The 24,476-nt window shown below is 72.3% G+C and carries 21 protein-coding genes; 8 read left to right on the top strand and 13 right to left on the bottom strand.

The annotated features are described in order from the left end of the window. Window positions 1-32: 32 nt before the first annotated feature. The 3 genes from AB0I83_RS16545 to AB0I83_RS16535 all read right to left on the bottom strand — a co-directional run bounded on the left by AB0I83_RS16545 (window position 33) and on the right by AB0I83_RS16535 (window position 5,849). Window positions 33-3,641, bottom strand: a complete 3,609-nt coding sequence (locus tag AB0I83_RS16545; RefSeq protein ID WP_363305032.1) for a hydantoinase B/oxoprolinase family protein — start codon at window positions 3,639-3,641, stop codon at window positions 33-35. Between the two features lie 155 nt (window positions 3,642-3,796). Then, window positions 3,797-5,215 carry a HEAT repeat domain-containing protein gene (locus tag AB0I83_RS16540; RefSeq protein WP_363305031.1) on the bottom strand — a complete coding sequence of 473 codons (1,419 nt, stop codon included), beginning with the start codon at window positions 5,213-5,215 and terminating at the stop codon, window positions 3,797-3,799. A 241-nt stretch (window positions 5,216-5,456) separates the two neighbouring features. After that, on the bottom strand, window positions 5,457-5,849 hold the full coding sequence (locus tag AB0I83_RS16535; protein ID WP_356536964.1) for an ankyrin repeat domain-containing protein: 393 nt from the start codon (window positions 5,847-5,849) through the stop codon (window positions 5,457-5,459). A 323-nt stretch (window positions 5,850-6,172) separates the two neighbouring features. On the opposite strand from AB0I83_RS16535, the gene AB0I83_RS16530 reads away from it, so the two are divergent. After that, complete coding sequence (locus tag AB0I83_RS16530) at window positions 6,173-6,367, top strand: hypothetical protein (RefSeq protein WP_277335051.1); 195 nt, start codon at window positions 6,173-6,175, stop codon at window positions 6,365-6,367. 37 nt (window positions 6,368-6,404) lie between these two features. After that, window positions 6,405-8,006 carry a hypothetical protein gene (locus tag AB0I83_RS16525; RefSeq protein ID WP_363305030.1) on the top strand — a complete coding sequence of 534 codons (1,602 nt, stop codon included), beginning with the start codon at window positions 6,405-6,407 and terminating at the stop codon, window positions 8,004-8,006. A gap of 14 nt (window positions 8,007-8,020) precedes the next feature. On the opposite strand, the gene AB0I83_RS16520 is transcribed toward AB0I83_RS16525, so the two are convergent. After that, the gene (locus AB0I83_RS16520) at window positions 8,021-9,520 is read right to left on the bottom strand and encodes a PLP-dependent aminotransferase family protein (protein ID WP_363305029.1); all 1,500 of its coding nucleotides are present in this window, start codon (window positions 9,518-9,520) and stop codon (window positions 8,021-8,023) included. Window positions 9,521-9,621: 101 nt separating this feature from the next. Here AB0I83_RS16520 and AB0I83_RS16515 point away from each other — a divergent pair, with 101 nt between their 5' ends. The 4 genes from AB0I83_RS16515 (at window position 9,622) to AB0I83_RS16500 (ending at window position 13,110) form a co-directional block, all read left to right on the top strand. Continuing rightward, window positions 9,622-10,290 carry a hypothetical protein gene (locus AB0I83_RS16515; protein WP_363305028.1) on the top strand — a complete coding sequence of 223 codons (669 nt, stop codon included), beginning with the start codon at window positions 9,622-9,624 and terminating at the stop codon, window positions 10,288-10,290. Further along, window positions 10,287-11,060 (top strand): glycerophosphodiester phosphodiesterase, encoded by a 774-nt coding sequence (locus tag AB0I83_RS16510; protein WP_356536957.1) that lies wholly within the window; start codon window positions 10,287-10,289, stop codon window positions 11,058-11,060. Before AB0I83_RS16515 ends, AB0I83_RS16510 begins: the two co-directional genes overlap by 4 nt. A gap of 46 nt (window positions 11,061-11,106) precedes the next feature. Continuing rightward, window positions 11,107-12,471 (top strand): MFS transporter, encoded by a 1,365-nt coding sequence (locus tag AB0I83_RS16505; RefSeq protein ID WP_356536956.1) that lies wholly within the window; start codon window positions 11,107-11,109, stop codon window positions 12,469-12,471. Window positions 12,472-12,735: 264 nt separating this feature from the next. Further along, window positions 12,736-13,110, top strand: coding sequence for an RNA polymerase-binding protein RbpA (locus tag AB0I83_RS16500; protein WP_014044757.1), 375 nt, complete (start codon window positions 12,736-12,738; stop codon window positions 13,108-13,110). Between the two features lie 98 nt (window positions 13,111-13,208). On the opposite strand, the gene fxsA is transcribed toward AB0I83_RS16500, so the two are convergent. The 4 genes from fxsA to AB0I83_RS16480 all read right to left on the bottom strand — a co-directional run bounded on the left by fxsA (window position 13,209) and on the right by AB0I83_RS16480 (window position 17,317). After that, window positions 13,209-13,808 carry an FxsA family membrane protein gene (fxsA, locus tag AB0I83_RS16495; protein WP_356536954.1) on the bottom strand — a complete coding sequence of 200 codons (600 nt, stop codon included), beginning with the start codon at window positions 13,806-13,808 and terminating at the stop codon, window positions 13,209-13,211. 69 nt (window positions 13,809-13,877) lie between these two features. After that, window positions 13,878-14,645: a polyprenol monophosphomannose synthase gene (locus tag AB0I83_RS16490; protein WP_363305027.1), complete on the bottom strand. Its 768-nt coding sequence runs from the start codon at window positions 14,643-14,645 to the stop codon at window positions 13,878-13,880. Between the two features lie 534 nt (window positions 14,646-15,179). After that, on the bottom strand, window positions 15,180-16,820 hold the full coding sequence (locus tag AB0I83_RS16485) for an amidohydrolase (RefSeq protein WP_363305026.1): 1,641 nt from the start codon (window positions 16,818-16,820) through the stop codon (window positions 15,180-15,182). Between the two features lie 56 nt (window positions 16,821-16,876). Further along, a complete protein-coding gene (locus tag AB0I83_RS16480) occupies window positions 16,877-17,317 on the bottom strand; it encodes an Lrp/AsnC family transcriptional regulator (RefSeq protein WP_356536948.1) in 441 nt (146 codons plus the stop codon). 202 nt (window positions 17,318-17,519) lie between these two features. On the opposite strand from AB0I83_RS16480, the gene AB0I83_RS16475 reads away from it, so the two are divergent. Then, window positions 17,520-17,930 carry a hypothetical protein gene (locus tag AB0I83_RS16475; protein WP_356536946.1) on the top strand — a complete coding sequence of 137 codons (411 nt, stop codon included), beginning with the start codon at window positions 17,520-17,522 and terminating at the stop codon, window positions 17,928-17,930. Window positions 17,931-18,326: 396 nt separating this feature from the next. Here the strand turns inward: AB0I83_RS16475 and AB0I83_RS16470 are convergent, their stop codons facing one another. Then, window positions 18,327-19,499 (bottom strand): acyl-CoA dehydrogenase family protein, encoded by a 1,173-nt coding sequence (locus AB0I83_RS16470; RefSeq protein ID WP_363305025.1) that lies wholly within the window; start codon window positions 19,497-19,499, stop codon window positions 18,327-18,329. A gap of 346 nt (window positions 19,500-19,845) precedes the next feature. Between AB0I83_RS16470 and AB0I83_RS16465 the strand changes: the two genes are divergently transcribed. Then, a complete protein-coding gene (locus AB0I83_RS16465; RefSeq protein WP_363305024.1) occupies window positions 19,846-21,111 on the top strand; it encodes a glycoside hydrolase family 18 protein in 1,266 nt (421 codons plus the stop codon). A 90-nt stretch (window positions 21,112-21,201) separates the two neighbouring features. Here the strand turns inward: AB0I83_RS16465 and AB0I83_RS16460 are convergent, their stop codons facing one another. The 4 genes from AB0I83_RS16460 to AB0I83_RS16445 form a co-directional block, all read right to left on the bottom strand. Next, window positions 21,202-21,354 (bottom strand): SCO1431 family membrane protein, encoded by a 153-nt coding sequence (locus tag AB0I83_RS16460; protein ID WP_356536942.1) that lies wholly within the window; start codon window positions 21,352-21,354, stop codon window positions 21,202-21,204. Between the two features lie 318 nt (window positions 21,355-21,672). Beyond that, complete coding sequence (locus AB0I83_RS16455; RefSeq protein WP_356537296.1) at window positions 21,673-21,936, bottom strand: GlsB/YeaQ/YmgE family stress response membrane protein; 264 nt, start codon at window positions 21,934-21,936, stop codon at window positions 21,673-21,675. Window positions 21,937-22,116: 180 nt separating this feature from the next. Next, entirely contained in the window at window positions 22,117-23,136 is a 1,020-nt protein-coding gene (locus tag AB0I83_RS16450) for a hemolysin family protein (RefSeq protein ID WP_356537294.1), read from the bottom strand. Then, the gene (locus AB0I83_RS16445; RefSeq protein ID WP_363305023.1) at window positions 23,133-24,461 is read right to left on the bottom strand and encodes a hemolysin family protein; all 1,329 of its coding nucleotides are present in this window, start codon (window positions 24,459-24,461) and stop codon (window positions 23,133-23,135) included. Before AB0I83_RS16445 ends, AB0I83_RS16450 begins: the two co-directional genes overlap by 4 nt. Between the last annotated feature and the right edge of the window lie 15 nt (window positions 24,462-24,476).

Here is a 24,476-nt window from a genome sequence, read left to right as displayed (position 1 = left end):
TGAGCGCCCGTGCCCGGCCGGCACCGGACCGGTCACGCTGGCCCGTAGCCCCCGCCACCGGGGGTGCGCACGACCAGGACGTCGCCGGCGGCCAGCTCCGCGGTGTCACGGCCCTCGAGCGGGGTGACGGTGCCGTCGGCGCGTTCGACGTGCTGGTCCCCGAGCGCGCCGGTGCCGCCGCCCGCCATGCCGTACGGCGGCACCCGCCGGTGGCCCGACAGCAGGGCCACGGTGACGGGTTCGAGGAAGCGGATCCTGCGTTCCACCCCCCGGCCGCCGTGCCACCGGCCCGGGCCGCCGCTGTCCTCGCGTACGCGGAAGCTCTCCAGGAGCACGGGGTAGCGCCACTCGAGGATCTCGGGGTCGGTGAGCCGGGAGTTGGTCATGTGGGTCTGTACGGCGTCGGCGCCGTCGAAGCCGTCGCCCGCACCGGATCCGCTCGCGATCGTCTCGTAGTACTGGATGCGGTCGTTGCCGAAGGTGAGGTTGTTCATGGTGCCGGAGCCCTCGGCCTGGACGTCCAGGGCGGCGTAGAGGGCGCCGGTGACGGCCTGCGAGGTCTCGACGTTGCCGGCGACGGTCGCCGCCGGGTGGACGGGAGCGAGCATCGAGCCGTCCGGGACGCGGACCTCCAGGGGCTTCAGGCAGCCGCTGTTGAGCGGGATGTCCTCGTCGACGAGTGTCCGGAACACGTAGAGGACGGCGGCCGTGACCACGGACTTCGGGGCGTTGAGGTTGCCGCTCCGCTGGGGCGAGGTGCCCGCGAAGTCGATGACGGCGCGGCGGGCGTCGTGGTCCACCGTGACGCGGACGCCGATGACGGCCCCGTCGTCGGTCTCGTAACGGCAGGAGCCGTCGCGCAGTCCCGCCACGATGCGGCGTACCGACTCCTCCGCGTTGTCCTGGACGTGGTGCATGTAGGCCTCGACGACGTCCTGGCCGAACTGGGCCGTCATCCGCCGCAGTTCCGCGATGCCCTTCTCGTTGGCCGCGATCTGGGCGCGCAGGTCGGCGAGGTTGGTGTCCGGGTCGCGCGAGGGATGGGCCGCGGTGGTGAGCAGGTGCCTGGTCTCCGCCTCGCGGAGGGCTCCGTCGCGGACGAGGAGCCAGTTGTCGAACAGGACTCCCTCCTCGTGGATCGTGCGGCTGAAGGCGGGCATGGAGCCCGGGGTGATCCCGCCGATCTCGGCGTGGTGGCCGCGCGAGGCGACCAGGAAGCGCAGCCGGGGCCCGGGGCCGTCCGACGGCTCGTCGAACACGGGGGTCACGACGGTCACGTCCGGCAGGTGGGTTCCGCCGTGGTACGGGTCGTTGACGGCATAGACGTCGCCGGGGCGCAGGGAGCCCCGGTTCCGGTTGAGCACCTCTTTGATGGACTCCCCCATCGATCCCAGGTGGACCGGGATGTGCGGGGCGTTCGCGACCAGTTCGCCGTCCGCGTCGAACAGCGCGCACGAGAAGTCCAGCCGCTCCTTGATGTTGACGGAGTGCGCCGTGTTCTCCAGCCGGACGCCCATCTGTTCGGCGATCGACATGAACAGGTTGTTGAAGACTTCGAGCATGACGGGGTCCACGCGGGTGCCGACGGCGGTACGTCCGGGCCGTGGGTCCGCCCGCTTCAGCACCAGGTGTCCGGCCGGGCCGGCCGTGGCCTGCCAGCCGAGGTCGACGACGGTGGTGGCGTCGTCCTCGGTGACGACGGCGGGGCCGGCCACCGTGTCCTCGGGGCGCAGCTCCGCCCGCCGGTACAGGCCCGCGTCGCGCCATCGGCCGCCGGTGAAGACGGGGATGTCGCCGAGGGGCGTCGAGGGTCCCTCACGGGGGCTCGTGCGGGTCTCGGGCGGGGCGTGCGGTCCGGCCGCGGCGGTGGCTTCCACGGAGACGGCCTCGATCACGAGGGGCTTGTCCATCGTGAAGCCGTAGCGCGCGCGGTGGGCTCGGGTGAACTCCTGCGCCATGGCCGAGGGTGTGCCGTGGTCGACGGGCAGCGGGGCGTCCGTCCCGGCGTAGCGCAGGAGGATCCTGGCCCGGGTGCGGACGGCGTCCCCCGGTACGCCGTCGGCGAGGAGGTCGGCCCGCGTACGTCCGGCCAGGCCCTCGCAGATGCCGCTCAGCGGAGCGGCGCTCCCCCCGTCCAGTTCGGCCTCGACGGACTGTTCGCGCATCGCCGTCGCGTCGGCGAGGCCGATCCCGTACGCCGAGAGGACCCCGGCGAGCGGCGGTACGAGGACGGTGTCGATGCCCAGCGCGTCGGCGACGGCGCAGGCGTGCTGCCCGCCCGCGCCGCCGAAGCCGGTGAGCGCGTAGCGGGTGATGTCGTGACCGCGTTGGACGGAGATCTTCTTGACGGCGTTCGCCATGTTCAGCACGGCGATCTCCAGGAAGCCCGCGGCCACCTCCTCGGCGGTGCGGGCCCGGCCCGTGGCGGCGGACACCTCGTCGGCCAGCGCCTCGAACCGTTCGGCCACGAGACGGGCGTCCAGCGGCTGGTCGCCCCCGGCGCCGAAGACCGCGGGGAAGTGCTCGGGGCGGACGCGGCCGAGCATCACGTTGGCGTCGGTGACGGTGAGCGGCCCGCCCCGCCGGTAGCAGGCGGGGCCCGGGTCCGCACCGGCCGAGTCGGGGCCGACCCGGTAGCGCCGTCCGTCGAAGTGCAGGACGGAGCCGCCACCGGCGGCCACGGTGTGGATGCTCATCATCGGGGCGCTCATCCGCACTCCGGCGACCTGTGTGCCGAGCTCGCGCTCGAACTCGCCGGCGTAGTGGGACACATCGGTGGAGGTGCCGCCCATGTCGAAGCCGATGACCCGGTCGTACCCCGCCTGTCGCGACGTGCGCACCATGCCGACGACGCCCCCGGCGGGGCCGGAGAGCACCGCGTCCTTGCCCCGGAAGTGGGCGGCCTCGCGCAGTCCGCCGTTGGACTGCATGAACATCAGCCGGATCCCGGCGAGTTCACCCGCCACCTCCTCGACGTACCGGCGCAGGATCGGCGAGAGGTACGCGTCGACGACCGTGGTGTCGCCGCGCGGCACGATCCTGATCAGCGGGCTGACCTCGTGGGAACAGCTCACCTGTGTGAAGCCGGCCGCCCTGGCCTCCTCCGCGACGGCGCGCTCGTGGCCGGGATGGCGGTAGCCGTGCATGAGTACGACGGCGGCGCTGCGGATGCCGTCGTCGGCGACCGCCCTCAGGCTCCCCGCCACCGCGGCGCGGTCGAGGGGCCTCAGGACCGTCCCCCGCGCGTCGACGCGCTCCGGGACCTCGACGACCCGGTCGTACACAGCCTCCGGGAGCAGGATGCGGCGGTCGAAGAGGCGGGGCCGGTTCTGGTACGCGATCCTCAGCGCGTCCCGGAACCCTTCGGTGATGACCAGGACGGTCGGCTCGCCCCGCCGTTCCAGAAGGGCGTTGGTGGCGACGGTGGTGCCCATCTTGACGCCTGCGACCCTGTCGGCGGGTACCGGTTCACCGGGGGCGAGGCCGAGCAGGAGCCGGATTCCGGCGACGGCCGCGTCAGGGTAGCGGTCGGGGTCGTGCGACAGGAGTTTGCGGGAGACCAGGTGTCCCCCGGGGTCGCGTCCGACCACGTCCGTGAAGGTGCCGCCGCGGTCGATCCAGAACTCCCAGCGCCCGGTCATCCCTCCATACTGGCGCGAGGGACGAAAGGCCGCACAAGGGGCGCATCGCCCGGCCGGGGCCGGGGCAGCCGCGCGCGGGCCGTTCCGCCTGCGGGCTTCGTGCCGCGCGCCCCCGCCGCGCGGCGTCCGCTCCCGGGCGCCCGGGAGCCACGGGCTCAGACCGCGGGTGCGTCCGGTCCGATCCTGCTCCGTACCGCGGTCTGGACCTCGGCCTCCTCGGCCGGGTCCGCGGCGAGCCGGCGCAGGCGCTCGGCGACCCGGATGTCCCCGGTCTCCGCGTGCAGGGCGGCCACCTCCCGGGTGGTCTCCTCGCAGTCCCAGAGGCACTCGACGGCGAATCCGGTGGGGAACGTGGGGTCGGTGGCGGCCAGCGCGCGGGCGGCCCGTCCGCGCAGGTGCGACGAGGACGTCTCCCGGTACACGTGCCGCAGAACCGGTGCGGCACACACGATGCCCAGGCGGCCCGCCCCGTCGACGAGCGTCCACAGGCGCGGGGCGTCGGGGCCGTCTCCGCGGACAGCCTCCCGCAGCGCGGCGAGGACGAGCGGGGCGTCCCGCGCCGCGCCCCGGCAGGCGAGCACTCCCGCCGACGATGCCCCGAGGGCGTCGGGCCGGTGGGCCCACTGCCGGGCACGCTCGACCGCGGCTTCCCCGCACATGCGCTCGAAAGCGGCCAGGGCGGCCTCGGCGACGACGTGGGACGGGTCGGCGGCCGCCCGCTCGACGAGGTCGAGCACGGCGGGGTCACGGATCTCGGCCAGATAGTGCAGGGCCGCGCACCGGGCGCCCTCGGAGCCGCTACGGGCGGCCTCGACGATGACGGGCCGGTCCTCGGCGCCCGCGACGGCCGAGAGGCAGCGGGCCGCGGGGACGTGGAGGACGCTGCCGCGCTCCAGGCCTTCGTGGGCCCAGTCGAGGACCGCTTGGACGCTCCAGCCCGGACGGGGACCGCGGGGGCTCATCTGGCGGTGCCAGCGGTCGAAGGAGCCCTGTTCCGTCGCCGTCCTGATCCGGGCGCCCACCGCTTCGCGCGGGTCGTCGGCCCAGAGTCGCCACGGGCGGGGCTCGAAGGCGTCACGCACGGTGGCGGCCAGCTCGGCGGCACCGGCGGCGGTGGCGGGGAAGCGGGCCAGTACCGGGCCGGCGAGGGAGCGCAGCCCGGCGTCGTCGTCGCGCAGGGCCAGCTCGTCGAGCGCCCAGGCCCAGTTGGCACCGGTCGCGGCGTAGCGCCGGAGGAGGGCGAGGGCGTCGGCGCGCCCGTAGGAGGCGAGGTGTCCGAGCACGGCGAGGGCCAGCCCGGTGCGTGAGTCATCGGTGTCGAGCCGGTCCTCGGGGTCCCACAGGTGCCGCTCGATCTCCTCGGTGCCACCGTCGAGGTCGAGGTAGAGACGGGCGTAGTAGAGGCTGCGGTTCTCCACCTGCCAGTCATGGCGCGGATCGCTCAGGACGCAGTGGTTGAGTGCCTCGAGGGCCTCGGGGCGCGGGGCGGCGAGTGCGTGGAGCGTGCCGTCGCCACGGCCCCTCTGCAGCAGGCCGAGCAGTGTGCCGCTCGGCGCTATGAACGGATCGAACATGGGGGAAGCCTCACATCAAGCTGTCGACGCGACCGGGACTGTGCTGTTCCATTGCCGGGGAGACATCTCCTAGGCCGCGCAGCAACATGATCGGCCGACTGCCGTCTTCTGCCTGGTGCTCATCTTCCTCTGCCTCTCGTCGGTGGCCCGGAGCGGGCCCGCGACGTCATGATGACCCAGCCATTTCGCCGACGCGACCACATTTACGGCGCAACGACCGACGGGCGGCCGGGACGGCCTCTCAGCGCGCACCGAAGAGTTCCAGCAGGTCGTCCTTGCCGAACATGCGCGCGGTGTCCGTCGCGGACGGCGTTCCGGCCGCCGGATCCGCCCCCGCAGCGAGCAGCGCGTCGATCACCGGGCGCTCGCCCTTGAAGACCGCTCCGGCCAACGGGGTCTGCCCCCGGTCGTTGGCACGGTCGGGGTCCGCGCCGCGGTCCGCGAGTGCCACGACGGCGGGCGCGTGCCCGTGGTACGCCGCGAGCATGAGCAGGGTGTCGCCCCGGTCGTTGGTGAGGTTCGCCGGGACGCCCGCGTCGACGTAGGCGGCGAGGGTGTCGGTCTCGCCACGGCGGGCCAGGTCGAAGACCTTGGTCGCCAGCTCGACCACCTCGGGATCGGGGGACTCGCTCATCGGACGGACCGCCTTCCATCGCCGTTGTCTCGGTTGCCGCCCTGGTCGGGGGTGCGCCAGGGGCCGTACGGGTGAATCGACAGGGTACTGCTCCGGGACGGTCGTGAGCCTGCCCCGATGCGGCGGAGGACCACGGGCGCGGGCGTCGGTTCGGGGCAGAGCGGGCGACGCCCGGCCCACGGGGCTCCCGAGTGCCCGCTTTTCGCCCACCAGTCGGGTGAAATCACAAGATATTCACCCAGTTGCACCTTTTATCGTATTGATACATCTTGTGATCCTGGAAGTACTCATGGTGACTGTCCCCTCAACCAGGAGAACCGCTCATGATCCTCTCCATCTCGGGCGTGGTACTGCTCGGCATCATCGTCTTCCTGTTCTTCAAGAAGGACGGGCTCAAGGCGTCCCACGGCCTCATCTGCGCCCTGTTCGGCTTCTACCTGGCCGGCACGGCCATCGCCCCCAGCATCACGGCCGGCGGGGCGAGCCTCGCCAGCATGCTGGGCGGGATCAAGTTCTGACGTTCCGAAACCGCTCCCACCTCTCCAGGAGACCGACGTGGCCCGGCGACCACTCCCCCGCATTCTGAGCAGCGGCAGCGCTTCGATCACCCGCAGTCGCGAGATCGCGCGCACGGCGGCCGACAATGCCACCGACGTCCTCCATCCGCTGATCACGGTCACCCGTGGTCTGCGGCTGCTGGCGGGAACAGGACGGCAGAAGTGGGCCGCGACGCCCAGGGACCGGCGCGGACACGTGCTGTTCCTCGTCGCGGCCTGCGTGATGGTGGTGGCGCTCATCCCCTACGGGCCCCTGCTGGCCCTCATCTCGGTGATGGGCGCCGCCGCGTGGCGGGGACGCGAGCGCGCCCCCGCGAGGACCGGCCCCGACGAGGCCGGGACGGCTCGGCTGCGGGCGCTGTACGAGGCGCTCGTCCCGCACTTCTCCGTGGCCGACGACCCCGGTCCGCTGTTCTCCCACGGCGGCGACTGGGAGAAGGCCTTCGACGCGTCGTACGCCTTCGACGACGACGGGCGGCTCACGCGGCTCCGGGTCAACTACCCCGCGTACTTCACCGACGGCGACCCCGCGTCCCGCGCCCGGGTCGAGCAGGTGCTCCACGCCAAGTCGGGGCGGGGCCGCGAATACCACTTCGCCTGGGACGAGGAGGGCAACCACCTCCTGATGACCGTGCTCGCCGCCCTGCCCACCGGCATCACCGCCCAGCGGTTCGTCACCGCCCCGGGCGAGACGGTGCTGGGGTTCACCGACGCGGACGCCGTGCGGCGCACCGTCCCGGTCCAGGACGGCGACGTGACGCGCGACGCCTCGCCGGTCATCTGGCGCACCGGCGCCCGCTCCACCGAACCCCATCTGCTGATCGCCGGGCACCCGGGCAGCGGCACCACGACGCTGATGCGCTCCCTCGCCCTCCAGGCCCTCCAGTACGGCGACGTGCTCGTCGTCGAGGGGAGCGGCACGGGCGAGTACGGCTTCCTGACCGGGCGGGACGGCGTGCTGGCCGTGGAGTGCGGCCTCTCCGGGGCTCTGGCGACACTGGAATGGGCCGCGCACGAGACCGAGCGACGGCTCATCGCCGCCAACCGGGCCCGGCAGGCCGGACATCCCGAGCCCGAGGACATCAGGCGTCCCCTCTGGATCCTGCTGGACCGGCCGAGCGCGCTGGGACACCTGGCGGCGGCCGACGGCCGGCAGGATCCGCAGGGGCTGCTGGAGGTGCCGCTGCGGCACGGGCGCGCCGCGGGGGTGACGGTCGTGGTGGCGGAACAGACCGACAGCCTCGACGCACTCACCGAGACCGTACGGACCCACACCAGGGCGCGGGCCGTGCTGGGTCCGGCGAACCGCGAGGAGGTCGAGTCGGTGCTGGGCGTCCAGCCGCACACCACGCCGACCGACGACGTGCCGCCCGGCCGCGGCTACACCCGGCTGGGCACAGGGCCGGTCCTGCGCCTCCAGGTCCCGGCCACGCCCGACCCGTACGACGGCGCCACGAGCGAGGCGCACCGGCAGGCGGTCCTCGACCTGCTGCCCGGTGGGGCGCCGGCCGTGGAGCAGACCGCCCCGGAGGGCGCCGCCGAGCCGGTACCCGTCCGGGCGGATCCGCTCGTCGCGGCTCCCGCCGTAGCGGAGGGGTGAAGCGCCGGGGCGTCTCAGGCCACGAAAGACCTGGGCGCCTCGGCTCCCGCGCCGGCCCCGGAACCGACCAGCTCGGCAGCGGCGGCGAGCCGCAGGGCAGCCTCGTCCGCCACCGGACCGCCCACGGTGAACGGCAGCCGCACATAGCCCTCGAAGGCCCCGTCGACCCCGAAGCGCGGACCGGAGGGGACCCGTACGCCGACCCGCTCGCCGGCGACGGCCAGCCGGGAACCGGAGAGCCCGCCGGTACGGACCCAGAGCGTGAGTCCGCCGCGAGGCACCTCGAACTCCCACCCCGGGAGTTCCCTGCGCAGCGCCCGTACCAGGTCGTCCCTGTTCTCCCGCGCCTGCCCGCGCCGGACGTCGACGGCCTGCTCCCAGCCACCCGTCCTCATCAGCCAGTTGATGGCCAGCTGTTCCAGCACCGGCGTGCCCATGTCCGCGTAGGCGCGTGCCGCGACCAGGCTCCGGATGACGTCCGGCGCCGCCCGGACCCAGCCGATCCGCATCCCGGCCCAGAACGCCTTGCTGGCGGATCCGACGGTCAGGACCGTGCTGCCGGCGGGGTCGAACGCGCAGACCCTGCGGGGCATCTCGACGTCCTCGTCCAGATGGAGTTCGTGCATCGTCTCGTCGACCACCAGGACCGTGCCGGCCGAGCGGGCGGCCTCGACGAGGGCGCGGCGCTGCTGCTCGTCCGCCAGCGCGCCGGTGGGGTTGTGGAAGTCGGCGACGACGTAGGCCAGCCGGGGCGCCGCGTCGCGCAGCACCTGTCGCCAGCGGTTCATGTCCCAGCCGCCGAGCCCCTCCTCCATCGCCACGGGTACCAGCCGGGCGCCCGCCTCCCGCATCAGCTGGAGGATGTTGGCGTAACTGGGCGACTCCACGGCGATGCGCTCACCGCGTCCGGCGAAGAGATGGCAGATGGCGTCGATGGCTCCCATCGCCCCGGTGGTGACCATGATCTGTTCCGGCATCGTGGGGATGCCCGACTCCGTGTAGCGGTCCGCGATCATCTGCCGCAGCGCGGGCAGCCCCGCCGGGTAGTCCCCGTGGGTGTGCGCGTACGGCGGGAGCTCCTCCAGCGCACCCTGGACGGCGCGGGTCAGCCACGGCTCCGGGGCGGGCAGCGAGGCGCAGCCCAGGTCGATGACCGAGCCGAGCGACTCGGGCGGCAGCGGTTCGAGTCCACGGGCAGGCAGCGGGTTGCCCGCCGGGACCGCCGTCCAGCTGCCGGCTCCACGTCGCGACTCCAGGAACCCCTCGGCGCGCAACGCCTCGTAGGCTGCGGCGACGGTGGTGCGGCTGTGGGACAGCGCGAGCGCGAGTTCACGCTCGGCGGGGAGCCGCGCGGCGACCGGGACCCGGCCCTCCAGGACGAGCAGGCGCACCCCGTCGGCGAGGGCGCGGTAGGCGGGCGGTTTACGGCCGCCCGGGGCCAGGGGACGGGGCTGCTGCGCCCGTAGCTGCCGGGCGAGCTGAGCCGCACCGACCGTAGAAGTCCACTGCGCCATGAAAATCAGTCCACCTTCCTCGGATTGGCCGTAGTTGGCGGCCGATCCCCCGCCACAGAGTGACACGGAGCAGTCCACTACCACTACACAGGGGGCACCACTTGTCCGACACCACCGCCCGGAGCGGCACCAGGACCGCTCGGCGACTGACCCATCTGTACGTGGGCCTGGCGCTGTACGGGGCGAGCTCGGCGCTCCTGGTCAGGGCCGGGCTGGGACTCGAACCGTGGGGGGTGCTGCACCAGGGGATCGCCGAGCGGACCGGCGTGTCGATCGGAGTCGTCTCGATCATCGTCGGAGCGGTCGTGCTGCTCCTTTGGATCCCCATCAGGCAGCGGCCGGGGCTCGGCACGGTGTCCAACGTCTTCGCCGTCGGCATCGCGATGGACGGCACGCTCGCCCTCGTGCCGGACGTGCACGGGCTCGGGGCGCGGATCCCGCTGATGGCCGCTGGCATCGTGCTCAACGGCGTCGCCACCGGGCTGTACATCTCCGCGCGGTTCGGTCCCGGGCCGCGCGACGGGCTGATGACCGGGCTGCACCGGCTCACGGGGCGTTCCATCAGGCTGGTGCGTACGGCGATCGAGGTGGCCGTCGTCGTGACGGGCTTCCTCCTCGGCGGTTCGCTGGGCGCCGGCACGGTCCTGTACGCCCTGGCGATCGGCCCGCTCGCACAGGTCTTCCTACGCGTCTTCGACCTCTCCGCGACGGACGCGGGCACCCCGCCCGTCGCGGGACGGTCGCCGCGAGGGGCGATACTTCCGCGGTGACCGCAGCGACCTCGGGGCGCCACCCCTATCTGGACCATCCTTCGACGATCCCCTTCGCCCACCGCGGCGGGGCGGCGGACGGCATGGAGAACACCGCCGCCGCGTTCCGGCGGGCGGCCGGCGCCGGCTACCGCTACTTCGAGACCGATGTGCACTCCACCGCCGACGGCCGACTGGTCGCCTTCCACGACCCGACGCTGGACCGGGTCACGGACTCGCGCGGCCGGATAGCCGACCTCCCCTGGGACGAGGTGCGCCGGGCGAGGGTGGCGGGCAGCGAGCCGCTCCCCCTCTTCGAGGAACTGCTGGAGGCGTTCCCCGACGCCCGTTGGAACGTGGACATCAAGGCGGAGCGGGCACTCGTCCCGCTCGTCGGACTGATCCGCAGGACCGGCGCCTGGGACCGGGTGTGCGTGGGGTCCTTCTCCGAGGCAAGGGTGGCCAGGGCGCACCGCCTCGCGGGCCCTCGCCTGGCGACCTCCTACGGGGTGCGCGGCGTACTCGGCCTGCGGCTGCGCTCGTACGGCATACCGGCGGCGCTCCGGGCCGGCGCGGTCTGCGCGCAGGTCCCGGAGAGCCAGAGCGGCGTGCGCGTCGTCGACCGCCGCTTCGTCCGCGCCGCACACGCGCGCGGTCTCCAGGTCCACGTCTGGACGGTCAACGAACCGGAACGGATGGCGGCGCTCCTGGACCTCGGGGTGGATGGCATCATGACCGATCACATCGAGACGCTGCGCACGGTGCTGAGCGGGCGTGGGGCCTGGGCCTGACGCCGGGACCCGCTCCGTCCGCACGGGACGAGCGAGGGGGCCCGGTGTGAGCACCGGTACGACAGGAACTGCGGGGCCGGCCGAACAGCCGGCTGGGGACACGGACCGCAGGCGCGAGCAACGCGGCTGGTACTTCTACGACTTCGCGTGCTCCGTGTACTCGACCAGCGTGCTCACGGTGTTCCTCGGCCCCTATCTGACGTCGGTGGCCAAGGCCGCCGCCGACGCGGACGGCTTCGTGCACCCCCTGGGCATACCCGTGCGGGCCGGCTCGCTCTTCGCGTACGCCGTGTCGGTCTCCATCGTCGTGGCCGTGATCGTGATGCCGGTCGTCGGCGCGGCGGCGGACCGCACCGGACGCAAGAAGCCGCTGCTCGCGGCGGCCGCGTACACGGGCGCGACCGCGACGGCCTGCATGTTCTTCCTGGACGGCGAACGCTATCTGCTGGGGGCGTTCCTGCTGATCGTGGCGAACGCGTCGATATCCGTGTCGATGGCCCTGTACAACGCCTACCTTCCGCAGATCGCCACCCCGGACGAACGCGACGCCGTCTCCTCCCGGGGCTGGGCCTTCGGCTACACCTCGGGGGCGTTCGTCCTCGTCCTGAACCTGGTGCTCTACTCGGGCCACGACTCGTTCGGGCTCTCCGAGTCCGACGCTGTCCGGATCTGCATCGCCTCGGCCGGGGTCTGGTGGGGGGCGTTCTCGCTCGTACCGCTGCGCCGGCTGCGCGACCGCCGGGTGACATCGGGCGGCGAGGGCGCGGTCGGCTCCGGCTGGCGACAGCTGAGGGCGACGCTGCGCGACATGCGCCGCCACCCGCTCACCCTGTCCTTCCTGCTCGCCTACCTGATCTACAACGACGGCATCCAGACGGTGATCTCACAGGCGTCGCTCTACGGCTCCGAGGAGCTGGGCCTCGACCAGACGACGCTGATCACCGCGGTACTGCTCGTCCAGGTGCTCGCGGTGGCGGGCGCGCTGGGGATGGGGCGACTCGCCCGGGTCCACGGCGCGAAACGCACGATCCTGGCCTCGCTCGCCGTGTGGACACTGATCCTCGCCGCGGCCTACGTGCTGCCGGCCGACGCACCGGTGTTCTTCTACTCGCTGGCCGCCGCGATCGGCCTGGTGCTCGGCGGCAGCCAGGCCCTGTCGCGGTCGCTGTTCTCGCACCTGGTCCCGCGCGGCAAGGAGGCGGAGTACTTCTCCGCCTACGAGATGAGCGACCGGGGACTCAGCTGGCTGGGCCCCCTGGTCTTCGGTCTCGGCTACCAGCTCACCGGCAGCTACCGGGACGCGATCCTGTCCCTGGTGGTCTTCTTCGCGCTGGGTTCGGTACTGCTCGCGAGGGTGCCCGTGCGGGCCGCGGTGGCCGCCGCGGGCAACCCGGTTCCGGACAGGATTTAGACGTTGAAGTGAAAGGCCGGTAGTGTACGCCTTTGGCCTGCCCGGAGGACCGTTACTGCGAGTGGAAGAAGTCAAACCGTTGGGTGACAACTTCGACCACATGTGACAAAACGGGCACCGGTGGGTAAGCACCCAGACAATGGCAGCGCCACGACGGGCGACGCATGACCGGAAACGGGAATCTTTCCCGCCGACCGGACGTTGACCGGATGACGACGACAGCGACATCTGTCCTGTGGGCGACAAGCCCGGGAGGCACGATTCATGAGTGAGCGAGCTCTCCGCGGCACGCGACTCGTGGTTACCAGCTACGAGACGGACCGCGGCATCGATCTGGCCCCGCGCCAGGCGGTGGAGTACGCATGCCCGAACGGACATCGATTTGAGATGCCGTTCTCGGTAGAGGCGGAAATTCCGCCGGAGTGGGAGTGCAAGGCGTGCGGCGCCACGGCACTCCTTGTGGACGGGGATGGCCCCGAGGAGAAGAAGGGCAAGCCTGCGCGTACGCACTGGGACATGCTCATGGAGCGGCGCACCCGCGAGGAGCTGGAGGAGGTGCTGGCCGAGAGGCTGGCGGTTCTGCGCTCCGGAGCCATGAACATCGCCGTGCATCCGCGCGACAGCAGGAAGTCTGCCTGACCGCGAACAGCGCAAAGATCAAGAGCCGCGGGCCGCGACACAGAACATGTGTCGCGGCCCGCGGCTTTCGTCTGCCTGCCCGCGGCGGGCGAGCGGTCTCAGGGAGTCAGCGGCGGGCGGTCCGCGCCCGGCCCGTCGTCGGGACGCCGGTGCGGGGCCGCACCGTCCTCACGGATGACCTCTCCCTGGACCACCTTGCCGTCCGGCCGGTGGATACGCGCCTGCTGGAAGGCGTCCGAGAAGCCGCCGGGCGCCGCCGCCCGCATACGGCGCTCCAGCGAGCGCTCCGCGTAGCGCCCGAGGACGGCGCGGACCGGGGGCAGCAGGAGCAGGAGCCCCGCCACGTCCGAGATCATTCCGGGGATCATGAGGAGCAGGCCGCCCAGCATGAGCAGGCCGTTCCCCTTGCCGCCCGTGGAGGCGGCAGGCGCGCCATCGGCGGCGCCGGGCTGTCCGGGCATCTGCTGGAGGGTCTCGGTGAGGTTGCGGAAGGCCCGCCGTCCGGCCCGCTTGATCACCGCGGCGCCGAGCACGGCACCGGCGACCAGGATCAGCAGCACGGTGAACCCGTTCGCCGCGCCGGCCACCACGGTCAGCAGCCAGATCTCCAGCACCAGCCAGGCGGCGACGCCCAGGGGCAGAAGGGTACGGGCGCGTGAGCGCCGTGAACGGTTCGGAGGCGGTGTGCCGGTCGTCATGCACCCAGTGTGCCTGCACGGGCGTGCAAGCGGCGTAAGGGGGTGATCTTGAGGGCCGCGGCGGACGGGTCAGGGCGTCTTGCGCCCCAGGACCTTGTTGGCCCGGCCGGTGATGCCCCAGCCGGTGACCCGCCACAGCGCCTCGACGAGGATGTCGCGGCTCATCTTCGAGTCACCGATCTCGCGCTCCATGAAGGTGATCGGCACCTCGACGACGTGGAAGCCGGCTTCGACGGCGCGCCGGGCCAGGTCGACCTGGAAGCAGTACCCCTGCGAGGCCACCTCCTCCAGGCCGAGGCCGTCAAGCGTCGGCGTGCGGAAGGCGCGGTAGCCACCGGTGACGTCCCGCACCGAGAGCCCCAGCAGCATCCGGGAGTACAGGCTGCCGCCGCGCGAGATCATCTCGCGGTGGCGCGGCCAGTTGACGACCCGGCCACCCGGGACCCAGCGCGAGCCGAGGACCAGGTCGGCGCCCTTGAGCGCGGTGAGGAGGCGGGGCAGTTCCTCGGGCTGGTGGGAGCCGTCCGCGTCCATCTCGACCAGGACGCCGTAGTCGTGCTCGGCACCCCACCGGAACCCGGCGAGATACGCGGCGCCGAGCCCTTCCTTGCCCTTTCGGTGCAGGACGTGCACCTGGCTGTCGCCCGCCACGAGCTCGTCGGCGACCTTGCCCGTGCCGTCGGGGCTGTTGTCGTCGGCGACGAGGATGTCCGCGTCCGGGACGGCGGCGCGCACCCGGGCCACGATGAGCCTGACGTTCTCGGCCTCGTTGTAGGTGGGAATGATCACCAGGACTCTGCCGAGCGGGCCGAACTGCCTCTGACCGCCGTCGTTCACTACTGCCCCTTAAAGTCCGTACGCAGGTGCACACCATATCCAGCGTGCGGGAGCCCGACTCCGACGCGGTCGCGGGGCTGCGGGCGGCGCCGAGGACAGATGCGTGGAACTGCGGACAGAAGCACAGCACTGCGGGTCGGGGCCCGGTGTCCTTCGGGCCGACCTGGGACCCGCTGGCTGCGGGTCGACCGAAAGCCGTTGTCTACTGAACCTCCGGGCCCCACCCGGGTCACACCTGCCGTCCGGACGAGACCTGCCCTCGCCCCGAGGCGTCGGCGCTGAACCTGGCTGTCAGTGGTGGTGCGCCGGTGCGGCACACCACCCCATGACCCAGCGGCGTTCGACGACTGCGTGGAGGTCTGCCCGGTCGGACGTCCAGTGGTGGACCCGGCCGAACCTACCGGCCCTTGGGCGCTTTCTGTCAACAGCCGTCCTACCTGCGGTTTCCTCCGAAAGCGCCTGGTCAGTGGCGCTGAATCGCAGGTCGCGGCAGAGTAGCCGCGCCATCGATCGGCGGTACGGAATCCGAGGACGTCACTCGTTCGGCCTCAGGTAGACAGTTTGTCCGAGGACCACCGTGCGGAGGCAGACCGGGAGGTCCGCTCCGGGTGTGAGATCGGGCAGGCCGGGGGTGCCGGACCGGGGGTCGGTGGACCAGCGCGCCACCCGGTCGTCGGGGGCCTGGACCAGCAGTTCACCGGTGCGCCAGACCGCGTAGTCGGCCGGGGCTCCGGGCACGAGCACACCCGCGTCGTCGCGGCCGACGGCGCGCCAGCCGCCGCGGGTGTGGGCGGTGAAGCCGGCGCGTACGGAGATGCGGTGCTCCGGAGTGCGGTGGTGGGCCGCGGCCCGCACCGTTCCCCAGGGGTCGAGCGGTGTCACGGGGCTGTCCGAACCGAAGGCCAGGGGAACCCCGGCGCGCAGCAGGGCGGCATAGGGGTTGAGGGTCGCGGCGCGCTCCGCGCCAAGGCGCCTGGCGTACATTCCGTCGGGGCCTCCCCAGGCGGCGTCGAAGGCAGGCTGGACCGAGGCGGTGAGGCCCAGTTCGGCGAAGGCGGCGACGGTCTCCGGGGTGAGCATCTCGGCGTGCTCCACCCGGTGCCTGGCGGCCCGGACACGGGCGAGCCCGAGGGTCTCGGCGGCTGCCCGGACACCCGCCACGACGGTGGACACCGCCGCGTCACCGATGGCGTGGAAGCCGGCCTGCAGTCCCGCCTCGGTGCACGCCGTCACGTGCGCGGCGATTCCGGCGGCGTCGAGCCGCCCGGTGCCGGAGTGCGGGGCGTCGGCGTAGGGCTCGTGCAGCAGGGCCGTGTGGGAACCCAGCGAACCGTCGACGAAGAGGTCGCCCGCCGCGCCGACCGCACCGAGCCCACGGACGCGGCGGGCTCCCTCCGCGTCCTCGATCCGTTCGGCCCAGTAACCGAAGACACGGGGGCCGGGCAGCTCGGTGGCGAGCTTCAGCAGCCCGGTGAAGTCCTCCTCGTCGGAGATGTCCGGGCCGGCGCACTCGTGCACGGTGCCGATCCCGAGCGAGGCGGCGTGCGCCAGCGCGGCGCGCTGGGCCTCGGCCCGCTGCCGGGGTGTGACCGCGCCGTGGGCGGCGGCGCGCACGGCGTGGTGGGCGTCGCCGGTGAGCGGGCCTTCGGGGTGGTATCCGGGCATCGACGTGACACCCGGGACGAGGTCGAGCAGAGCGGTGGTGACGACGGCGGAGTGGACGTCCACGCGGGGCAGGTAGAGGGCCCGCCCGCCCGCCGCCTCGTCGAGTTCACCGCGCGAGGGGGGCCGCCGCTCGGGCCAGCGGGCGGCGTCCCATCCGTGGCCGAGGACCACCCGGTCCCCCGCCCGGTCGCCGACGGACGCGCGGACGAGCCCGAGTGCCTCGGCCAGGGTGCGCGCACCGGAGAGGTTCAGTCCCGTGAGCGCCAGCCCGGTCGACGTGGTGTGGACGTGGGAGTCGGTGAACGCGGGGGTGACCAGGGCGCCTTCCAGGTCGATCACCTCGTCGACGCCGCTCGCGAAGGCGTCGGCCGCGCCCTCCGACCCGACCCAGGCGACATGGCCGCGTTCGACGACCATCGCGGTGGCGAACGGATCGGCGGGGCTGTGGACGTCTCCACCGCGCAGCAGCACGGTGCGGTGTTCGCTCTGGGGGGCGGTGCTCTCGGTCATGGGACCAGTCTCGCGCCTGCCGGGGGCGGTCCGGCCCGCACCCCCTCCCCTCCACCTCAGATGCGCGGTGGACGTGCTTCGTACGGGGTGGAGAGGACGACCGTCGTGCGGGTGGAGACGCCGGCCAGCGTACGGATGCGCGTGAGCAGGTGCTCCAGTTCCAGGGGGCTGGAGACCCGCACCTTGAGGATGTAGTTCTCGTCGCCCGCCACGCTGTGGCACGCCTCGAGCTCCGGTACACCGGCGAGCCGCTCGGCGATGTCGTCGGGGGCGCTCGGGTCGAAGGGTTTCACCGAGATGAACGCGGTGAGGGGCAGGCCGAGCGCCTCGGGGGCGACGACGGCGGCGTAGCCCCGGATCACCCCGCGCTGCTCCAGGCGGCGGACACGCTGATGAACGGCCGAGGTGGACAGGCCGGTGGCCTTGCCCAGGTCGGTGTAGCTCATCCGCCCGTCCTTGACGAGCAACTCCACGATCTGACGGTCCAGCTCCTCCATGCGGATCAACCTATGGCCCCGGGTCCCTCCACGCACAGTCGTGAGCGGCCCGGAGGGGCCGCTTCGAGGGGCATGTGATGAATGCCACATGTTTACGGGTGGGTAGCCGACGGGCTCGCGGTTACGGCCGACGCGCGACGGGAAGTGCTTGCTGTGGCCGAGGCCGTGGCGCCTGGCCGGCCCACCTGAGGGGGAAGATCCCATGCAGAGCCTGAAGCTCACCGGACGTACCGAACCGGATCCCGACGAGTACGCCGCCCGCGACGAGGACAGCGCTCCCGACGCGTACGACACATTCGAGATGTACCGGGTGGTCTGCCCGGACTGCGCCCGGCCGATCGCCCTGCTGGCGGACGAGGCCGTGCTCCCGGAGCACGCCCTGTGCCCCTCGCCCTGGAACCCGTTCGTCCTCACCGTGTGCCCCGGCACCAACCGCGACGCCTCCGGCGCGCGCCCCGCCGACGAGACCCTCGAGGCCCAGGAGCAGGAGACCGCACTGCTTCTGACGCTCCCTCAGGGACTCGACTGGCGGATGCAGCCCTTCTCGCACGCCGGCGGTCCGGGCTCGCGTCCCGTGCGGTACGTGCCGCTGGCCCAGCGCCACGCCGCCTGAGCTCCCGCGCATCCCCGTCCGTACCAGGCCCGGCCTGGTACGGACGGCTCGCCGCCCCCGCTGCGGGCGCGGACCCCGAGGAACGGGCGCACGATTCGGCGGGACAGTGACCTGGGGCCCTGTACCGGCGTTGGTCCTGCATGACCACGCTGCATTCAACGGCCGGCACCGTACGCCGCCGCCTCGCCGCACCGACGGCCGGAGAATCGGTTCCGCTTCCCGGACCGCAGTCCCGGGAGTCCGCACGGCAGTCGGTGCCGCACACCACCGATCCGCCCATCTACCGCGCCATGCTCCGCAACTGGGAGAGCGCGGGTCTGACACTTCCGGGGCGCCATGACCAGGAGTGGAACCGGATCATGACGACACCCGTGTGGTCGGACCGCCCGGTCCGGCTCAGCGCGTCTCGGGACCCGCGAGGTGACGGGCGATGACCATGCGCTGGATCTGGTTGGTGCCTTCCACGATCTGGAGCACCTTGGCCTCGCGCATCAGCCGCTCGACGGGGAAGTCGAGCGTGTAGCCGTAGCCGCCGAGGACCTGGACGGCGTCGGTGGTCACCCGCATGGCGGCGTCGGTGCAGAACAGCTTGGCCATCGCAGCCTGCCGCGAGAACGGCAGGCCCGCGTCGCGGAGCCGGGCCGCCTCGAGGTAGAGCGCACGGCCGGCCTCGATCTGGGTGGCCATGTCGGCGAGCATGAAGCGCAGCCCCTGGAAGTCCGCGATCGGACGGCCGAACTGGTGCCGCCCGGTGGCATAGCCGACCGCCTCGTCCAGGGCCGCCTGGGCGACGCCGACGGCGCAGGCCGCGATTCCCAGGCGCCCGGAGTCCAGCGCGGACAGCGCGATGGCGAAACCCTGCCCCTCCTCACCGAGGCGGCGGTCGTCCGGGATCCGCACACCGTCGAAGTGGAGCTGGGCGGTGGGCGACCCCTTCATGCCCATCTTCTTCTCGGGCACGGCCGCGTCGAGCCCCTCGGCGTCGCCGGGCACGAGGAAGGCGGTGATCCCCCTGGGGCCCTCCACCCCGGTCCGGGCCAGCACCGTGTAGAAGTCGGCTACGCCGCCGTGCGTGATCCAGGCCTTGGTGCCGGTGAGGACCCAGCCCTCGCCATCGCGCACGGCCTTCGTGCGGAGCGAGGCGGCGTCGGAGCCCGAGGAGGGCTCGGAGAGGCAGTAGGCGCCCAGCAGGCCGCCCGAGAGCATCGCCGGGAGGTGGGCGGCCCGTTGCTCCTCGGTGCCGTATCCGGCGAGCGCGTGACAGGCCAGCGAGTGGACGCTGACGCCGAGGCCGATCGTGAGCCTGGCGGCAGCCAGCTCCTCGAGCACCTGGAGGTAGACCTCGTACGGCTGGTCGCCGCCGCCGTGCGCGGAGTCGTAGGGGAGTCCGAGCAGTCCGGCCTCCGAGAGCAGGGTGAAGACCTCACGCGGGAAGAGTCCCGCCTCCTCCTCGTCGGCCGCCCGGGGAGCGATCTCCTTCGACACGATGTCGCGTACGAGCTCGACGAGCTGCCGGGACTCCTCGGTGGGCAGGCGGCGTTCCACCGGCTGCGGGGCACGGTCGGACATGACTGCGCTCTCCTCCCTGTCGGGGGTTTCGGCGGTCGCGCGCGCGGGGTGTGAGCGGCGACGCCGGACGGTCCCGGGCGATGCCCGGAAATCTACGGCTCCCCAGCCGATCCTGCCTTCCCGGATCACGGGAGGCGCCGGTCAGCGGCTGTGGCGCGTTGAGTATGCCCGATCGGAGCGCCCGCGTCACCGGGCACCCGTGCCCCTGAGCGGGGAAATTGGTCCGAACCATTGACCCAACTGGTCTAGTCCTTCTACGGTCTCCCCCAATGCCTCACCGCGTCCATGCCAAGTGTGGTGGACCGGTCGGCACCTTCAACCAAGCCCTCCCCCACGAGGAGCCACAATGACCGGACTTCACCGTCCCCGCGGCGCCCGCCTCCGGGCGCTCGCCGCAACCCTCTGTACCGCCGCGCTCGGAGCCGCCCTGCTCGGCGTGGCCGGCACTTCGACGGCGGGAGCGGCCCCCACCGCCGCGCCCGCGGCCGCCGAAGCGGCCCCGGCGGCCGCGGGTGGCAAGGTGGTCGGATACTTCACCAACTGGGGTGTCTACGACCGCAATTACCACGTAAAGAACGTCGAGACGTCGGGCTCGGCCGACAAGCTGACGCACATCAACTACGCCTTCGGGAACGTGCAGGGCGGCAAGTGCACCATCGGCGACAGCTACGCCGACTACGAGAAGGCCTACACCGCGGACCAGTCGGTCGACGGGGTCGCGGACACCTGGGACCAGGAACTGCGGGGCAACTTCAACCAGTTGCGCAAGCTGAAGAAGCTCCACCCCGACCTGAAGGTCATCTGGTCGTTCGGCGGCTGGAGCTGGTCCGGAGGCTTCGGTGAGGCCGCGCAGAATCCGGCCGCATTCGCCGAGTCCTGCTACAACCTGGTAGAGGACCCCCGCTGGGCCGATGTCTTCGACGGCATCGACATCGACTGGGAGTACCCCAACGCCTGCGGCCTGACCTGTGACACCAGCGGCCGTGACGCCTACGGCAACCTCCTGTCGGCGCTGCGCACCAAGTTCGGCACCGGCAACCTGATCACCTCGGCGATCACCGCGGACGGCTCCGACGGCGGCAAGATCGACGCGGTCGACTACGCGGGCGCGGCGAAGTACCTCGACTGGTACAACCCGATGACGTACGACTTCTTCGGCGCCTTCGCGGCGAAGGGACCGACGGCCCCGCACTCACCGCTGACCTCCTACCCGGGCATCCCGACGGAGGGCTTCAACACCGACGCGGCCATCTCCAAGCTCAAGGAACTGGGCGTCCCCTCGGAGAAGCTGCTCCTCGGCATCGGCTTCTACGGGCGCGGGTGGACCGGCGTCACGCAGTCGGAGCCGGGCGGTACGGCGACGGGCGCCGCGCCCGGTACGTACGAGGCGGGCATCGAGGACTACAAGGTCCTGAAGAACAGCTGCCCGGTCACCGGCACGGTCGCCGGCACCGCGTACGCCCACTGCGGCACCAACTGGTGGAGCTACGACACCCCGGCCACGATCGCCACGAAGATGGACTACAAGGCCGACCAGGGCCTCGGAGGCACCTTCTTCTGGGAGCTCAGCGGCGACACGGCGAACGGTGAGCTCATCAAGGCCATCAACTAGCCCCGAGGGGGTACACGGACCGCAGGGCGGGTCAGGGGTGGGGTGCCGGGCGGGCGCCCCACCCCACCGGTCGGCCACGGCGGTCACGCGTCACATGAGTCCCGCACCGGTGACGAACACGGCGAGCACGACGACGAGCGTCCAGCCCAGGACGTGTTCGAGGATGTCGGGCCCGTCGCCGGGACCGCCCGTACGGGCGCGGCGGGCGCGGGTGGTGTTCTCGCTTGCGGCTGCTGCGGTCATGGCATCTCGCTCGGTCGATCGGTGACGGTCGCCCCCCGTGACCCGAACACAGTGCAGCAGAAACGGGCTGCGGGGTAGAGACCCGGGTCACAGCGGCCCACCGGCGGGACCCCTCTGCGGGACCCGCCTCCCGTTCCCCACAAGGGATCCCGGCCCCTACGGACCCGGCACGGCTGTGGGCCGTTCCACACCTGCGCGCGGGGGCCGGCGTCCTCACCGTCGGCCGGGCGGTCCCGGGCCGCCGCGGGCGGTCCCGGGCCGCCGCGGGCGGGCCGGGACCGCCGGACCGGCGTCACCGTGAACGGTCGGACGGAGCCGTCAGCGACGCGACGTCGCCCGGTCGAGGACGGCGACGCCCAGTGCGGCCACGCCGACCTGGATGGCGATCTCTATCCAGTCGATGCCGTTGGTACCGGAGACGTCCAGGGCGGCGGCGATCGCCGTACCGATGAACGCCGCGACGATGCCCACCACGATCGTCAGCAGGATGCCGATGCGCTGACGGCCGGGAACGACCAGGCGCCCCAGAATGCCGATGATGATCCCGATCAAGATCGCCCCGATGATGCTCGAGATTTCCATGTCTTTCCGCCTCCGCACTCCGGCTGCCGCTCTTCTTCGACAGCACTGTCGAAGTACGAATGCCCCGGGCCGCCCCGCGCATGCCTCCTCGCCTCCCGATCCCCCGGCAGGCGAGGCCTCGCGCACAGATCGGCCCCGGGGGCGCCCACAGGGCACCCCCGGGCGATCGCACCGCGCGGCTCAGGCCGGCTGAAGCCCCATCAACCGGGCGATCAGGTCGTCGAGGCTGACGAGGCCGACGAGGCGTCCGTTCCCGTCCCGGATCACGGCCAGCGAAGCCCTGTTGCGGCGGAGTTCCTCCACCGCGTGGGCGACGGTGTCGTCGGTGAGCAGCTCGGGGACGGGCCTGGCCAGCAGGCGTGCCGTGACCTTCCGGCCCCGGGTGCGCGCGACCAGGGCGTCCCGCGCGTGCAGCGAGCCGAGGATGCGCTCGCCGTCGCTGACCAGGAGGCGCGTACGGTCGGCGAGGCGCGCCCGGTCCAGGATGGCGTCGAGGTCGGCCCCGGCGGGCACGGTGATGATGTCCTCGGCGGGCGTGAGCAGTTCCGTGACCGGTGTCCGAGGCTCGGTCAGGGACCGGGTGATCAGCTCCGAGTCGGTCCTGTTGATGAGGCCGAGGCGTTCGGACTCGGCGACCAGATGTGTGAGCTGCTCCCGGTTGTGCACGTCGGCGAGCTCGTCGCGCGGCTCGACCCGGCACATCCGCACCAGGGTGTTGCTGATCCTGTTCAGGAGCCAGATGAGCGGGCGGACGCACTTCACCAGGGCCCGGAAGGGGGGCGTCAGCAGCATCGCCGAGCGCTCCGGGTGGGCGATGGCCCAGGACTTGGGGGCCATCTCACCGACCACCATGTGCAGGAAGACGACGACGGTCATGGCGAACGCGAAGGCGATGCCGTAGCTGAGGCCACTGGGCAGTCCGAGATCGTGCAGCAGCGGGTCCACCTCGTGGGAGATGGCGGGCTTGGAGATCGAACCCAGACCCAGGGTGCAGACGGTGATGCCGAGTTGGGCCCCGGCGAGCATCAACGACAGCTCGCGCATCCCCGCGAGGGCTGCTTTCGCGCCTCTCCTCCCCTCCTCCGCCGCCTTCTCCAGGCGGTGGCGCTTGGCCGCGACGAGCGCGAACTCGGCCGCCACGAAGAATCCGCTGCCGATCAGGAGCAGCACGGTGATGAAGAGTGCCAACGGGAAGCTCACGCCTGTGTCTCCTCGGTCGAGGGCCCGGCGGGCGGCGTGCGCCGCTCGACGCGTACGCGTTCGGGCACGTGGCGGTCAAGGGTGAGAACGGCGATGTCGACGTCCGCCACGGCGAGGCGGTCGCCGATGCCCGGGAACCGTCCGAGCCGGTCGATGATCAGCCCGGCCACGGTGTCGTAGTCCGGCCCCTCGGGGAGCGCGATACCGGTGGCCGACGCGACCTCGTCGAGGCGGCGGCCGGCGTCCACGAGCCAGCCGCCGCGGTCCGCGACGGCGAGTTCCACGACGGTGTCGGACTCGTCGGCGATGTCGCCCACCAGCTCCTCCGCGATGTCCTCGTAGGTGACGACACCCGCGACACCGCCGTGTTCGTCGAGGACGACGGCGAACTCGTCGTCCCGCTCCCGCATCCGGGCGACGGCGTCCGGGAGCGGAAGCGTCTCGGGCAGCAGCAGCGGCCTCCGCGCCGCGTCACCGGCGGCGCTCCGGTCGAAGCCGTCCGCGGGCAGGCGCATCAGGTCACGTACGCCGAGCACCCCGGCGACGTCGTCGGGGTGGTCCCCCAGCACGGGGTAGTTGGAGTGCCCGTGCCGGGCGATCAGCAGTACGGCGTCGGCCGCTGTGGCATCCTCGCGCACGAAGACGGCGTCGGACCGGGGCACCATGACCGCGTGCAGGGTCCGCTCCGAGAAGGACACGGCGTGGTCGAGCAGTTCGGCGGTGTCCGGCGGCAGATGGCCCTGCTCGTGGGACTCCCCGATCAGGTGGCTCAGCTCCTCCAGCGTGGCGCCGTGGTGCAGTTCCTCGACCGGCTCGACACCCACCTTGCGCAGCAGCCTGTTGGCGGCACCGTCGAAGACGTGGACCAGGGGGCCCACGACCTTGAGGTACGCGAGAGTCGACGCGGACAGCGACTTGGCCAGCCTCTCCGGTACGGCGAGTGCCAGGTTCTTGGGGGCGAGCTCGCCGAGCACCATCTGCACCACGGTCGCCACGACGAAGGCCAGGACGACGGAGATCACCGGGACCGCCCCGCCCGACAGGCCGATGCCTTCGAGGACCGGCCTGATCAGCGCGGAGACGGACGGCTCGGCCAGGAACCCGACCACCAGCCCGGTGACGGTGATGCCGAGCTGAGCTCCGGAGAGCATGAACGAGAGGCGTTCGAGGACCTTGAGCGCGCGGGCGGCCCTCGGGTCGCCGTCCTCGGCCTCACGGGCGAGGGCGAGCCGGTCCGCGGCCACGTAGGCGAACTCCTGGGCGACGAAGTAGCCGGTACCGGCGGTCAGGACCAGGACGGCGACCAGGCCGAGTACGGCGCTCATCGCGCACCGCCGCGC

It is taken from the genome of Streptomyces sp. NPDC049970, assembly GCF_040660235.1.
Taxonomy (GTDB): domain Bacteria; phylum Actinomycetota; class Actinomycetes; order Streptomycetales; family Streptomycetaceae; genus Streptomyces.
The sequence above is the reverse complement of the archived record's forward strand: the minus strand, read 5'-3'. Positions and strand labels throughout refer to the sequence as shown.

Excerpts from the sequence above, each read along its gene's own strand:
- AB0I83_RS16545 (WP_363305032.1), bottom strand. The coding sequence starts at position 3,641 with ATGACCGGGCGCTGGGAGTTCTGGATCGACCGCGGCGGCACCTTCACG.
- AB0I83_RS16540 (WP_363305031.1), bottom strand. The coding sequence starts at position 5,215 with ATGTTCGATCCGTTCATAGCGCCGAGCGGCACACTGCTCGGCCTGCTG.
- AB0I83_RS16535 (WP_356536964.1), bottom strand. The coding sequence starts at position 5,849 with ATGAGCGAGTCCCCCGATCCCGAGGTGGTCGAGCTGGCGACCAAGGTC.
- AB0I83_RS16530 (WP_277335051.1), top strand. The coding sequence starts at position 6,173 with ATGATCCTCTCCATCTCGGGCGTGGTACTGCTCGGCATCATCGTCTTC.
- AB0I83_RS16520 (WP_363305029.1), bottom strand. The coding sequence starts at position 9,520 with ATGGCGCAGTGGACTTCTACGGTCGGTGCGGCTCAGCTCGCCCGGCAG.
- AB0I83_RS16500 (WP_014044757.1), top strand. The coding sequence starts at position 12,736 with ATGAGTGAGCGAGCTCTCCGCGGCACGCGACTCGTGGTTACCAGCTAC.
- fxsA (WP_356536954.1), bottom strand. The coding sequence starts at position 13,808 with ATGACGACCGGCACACCGCCTCCGAACCGTTCACGGCGCTCACGCGCC.
- AB0I83_RS16485 (WP_363305026.1), bottom strand. The coding sequence starts at position 16,820 with ATGACCGAGAGCACCGCCCCCCAGAGCGAACACCGCACCGTGCTGCTG.
- AB0I83_RS16480 (WP_356536948.1), bottom strand. The coding sequence starts at position 17,317 with ATGGAGGAGCTGGACCGTCAGATCGTGGAGTTGCTCGTCAAGGACGGG.
- AB0I83_RS16475 (WP_356536946.1), top strand. The coding sequence starts at position 17,520 with ATGCAGAGCCTGAAGCTCACCGGACGTACCGAACCGGATCCCGACGAG.
- AB0I83_RS16470 (WP_363305025.1), bottom strand. The coding sequence starts at position 19,499 with ATGTCCGACCGTGCCCCGCAGCCGGTGGAACGCCGCCTGCCCACCGAG.
- AB0I83_RS16465 (WP_363305024.1), top strand. The coding sequence starts at position 19,846 with ATGACCGGACTTCACCGTCCCCGCGGCGCCCGCCTCCGGGCGCTCGCC.
- AB0I83_RS16460 (WP_356536942.1), bottom strand. The coding sequence starts at position 21,354 with ATGACCGCAGCAGCCGCAAGCGAGAACACCACCCGCGCCCGCCGCGCC.
- AB0I83_RS16455 (WP_356537296.1), bottom strand. The coding sequence starts at position 21,936 with ATGGAAATCTCGAGCATCATCGGGGCGATCTTGATCGGGATCATCATC.
- AB0I83_RS16445 (WP_363305023.1), bottom strand. The coding sequence starts at position 24,461 with ATGAGCGCCGTACTCGGCCTGGTCGCCGTCCTGGTCCTGACCGCCGGT.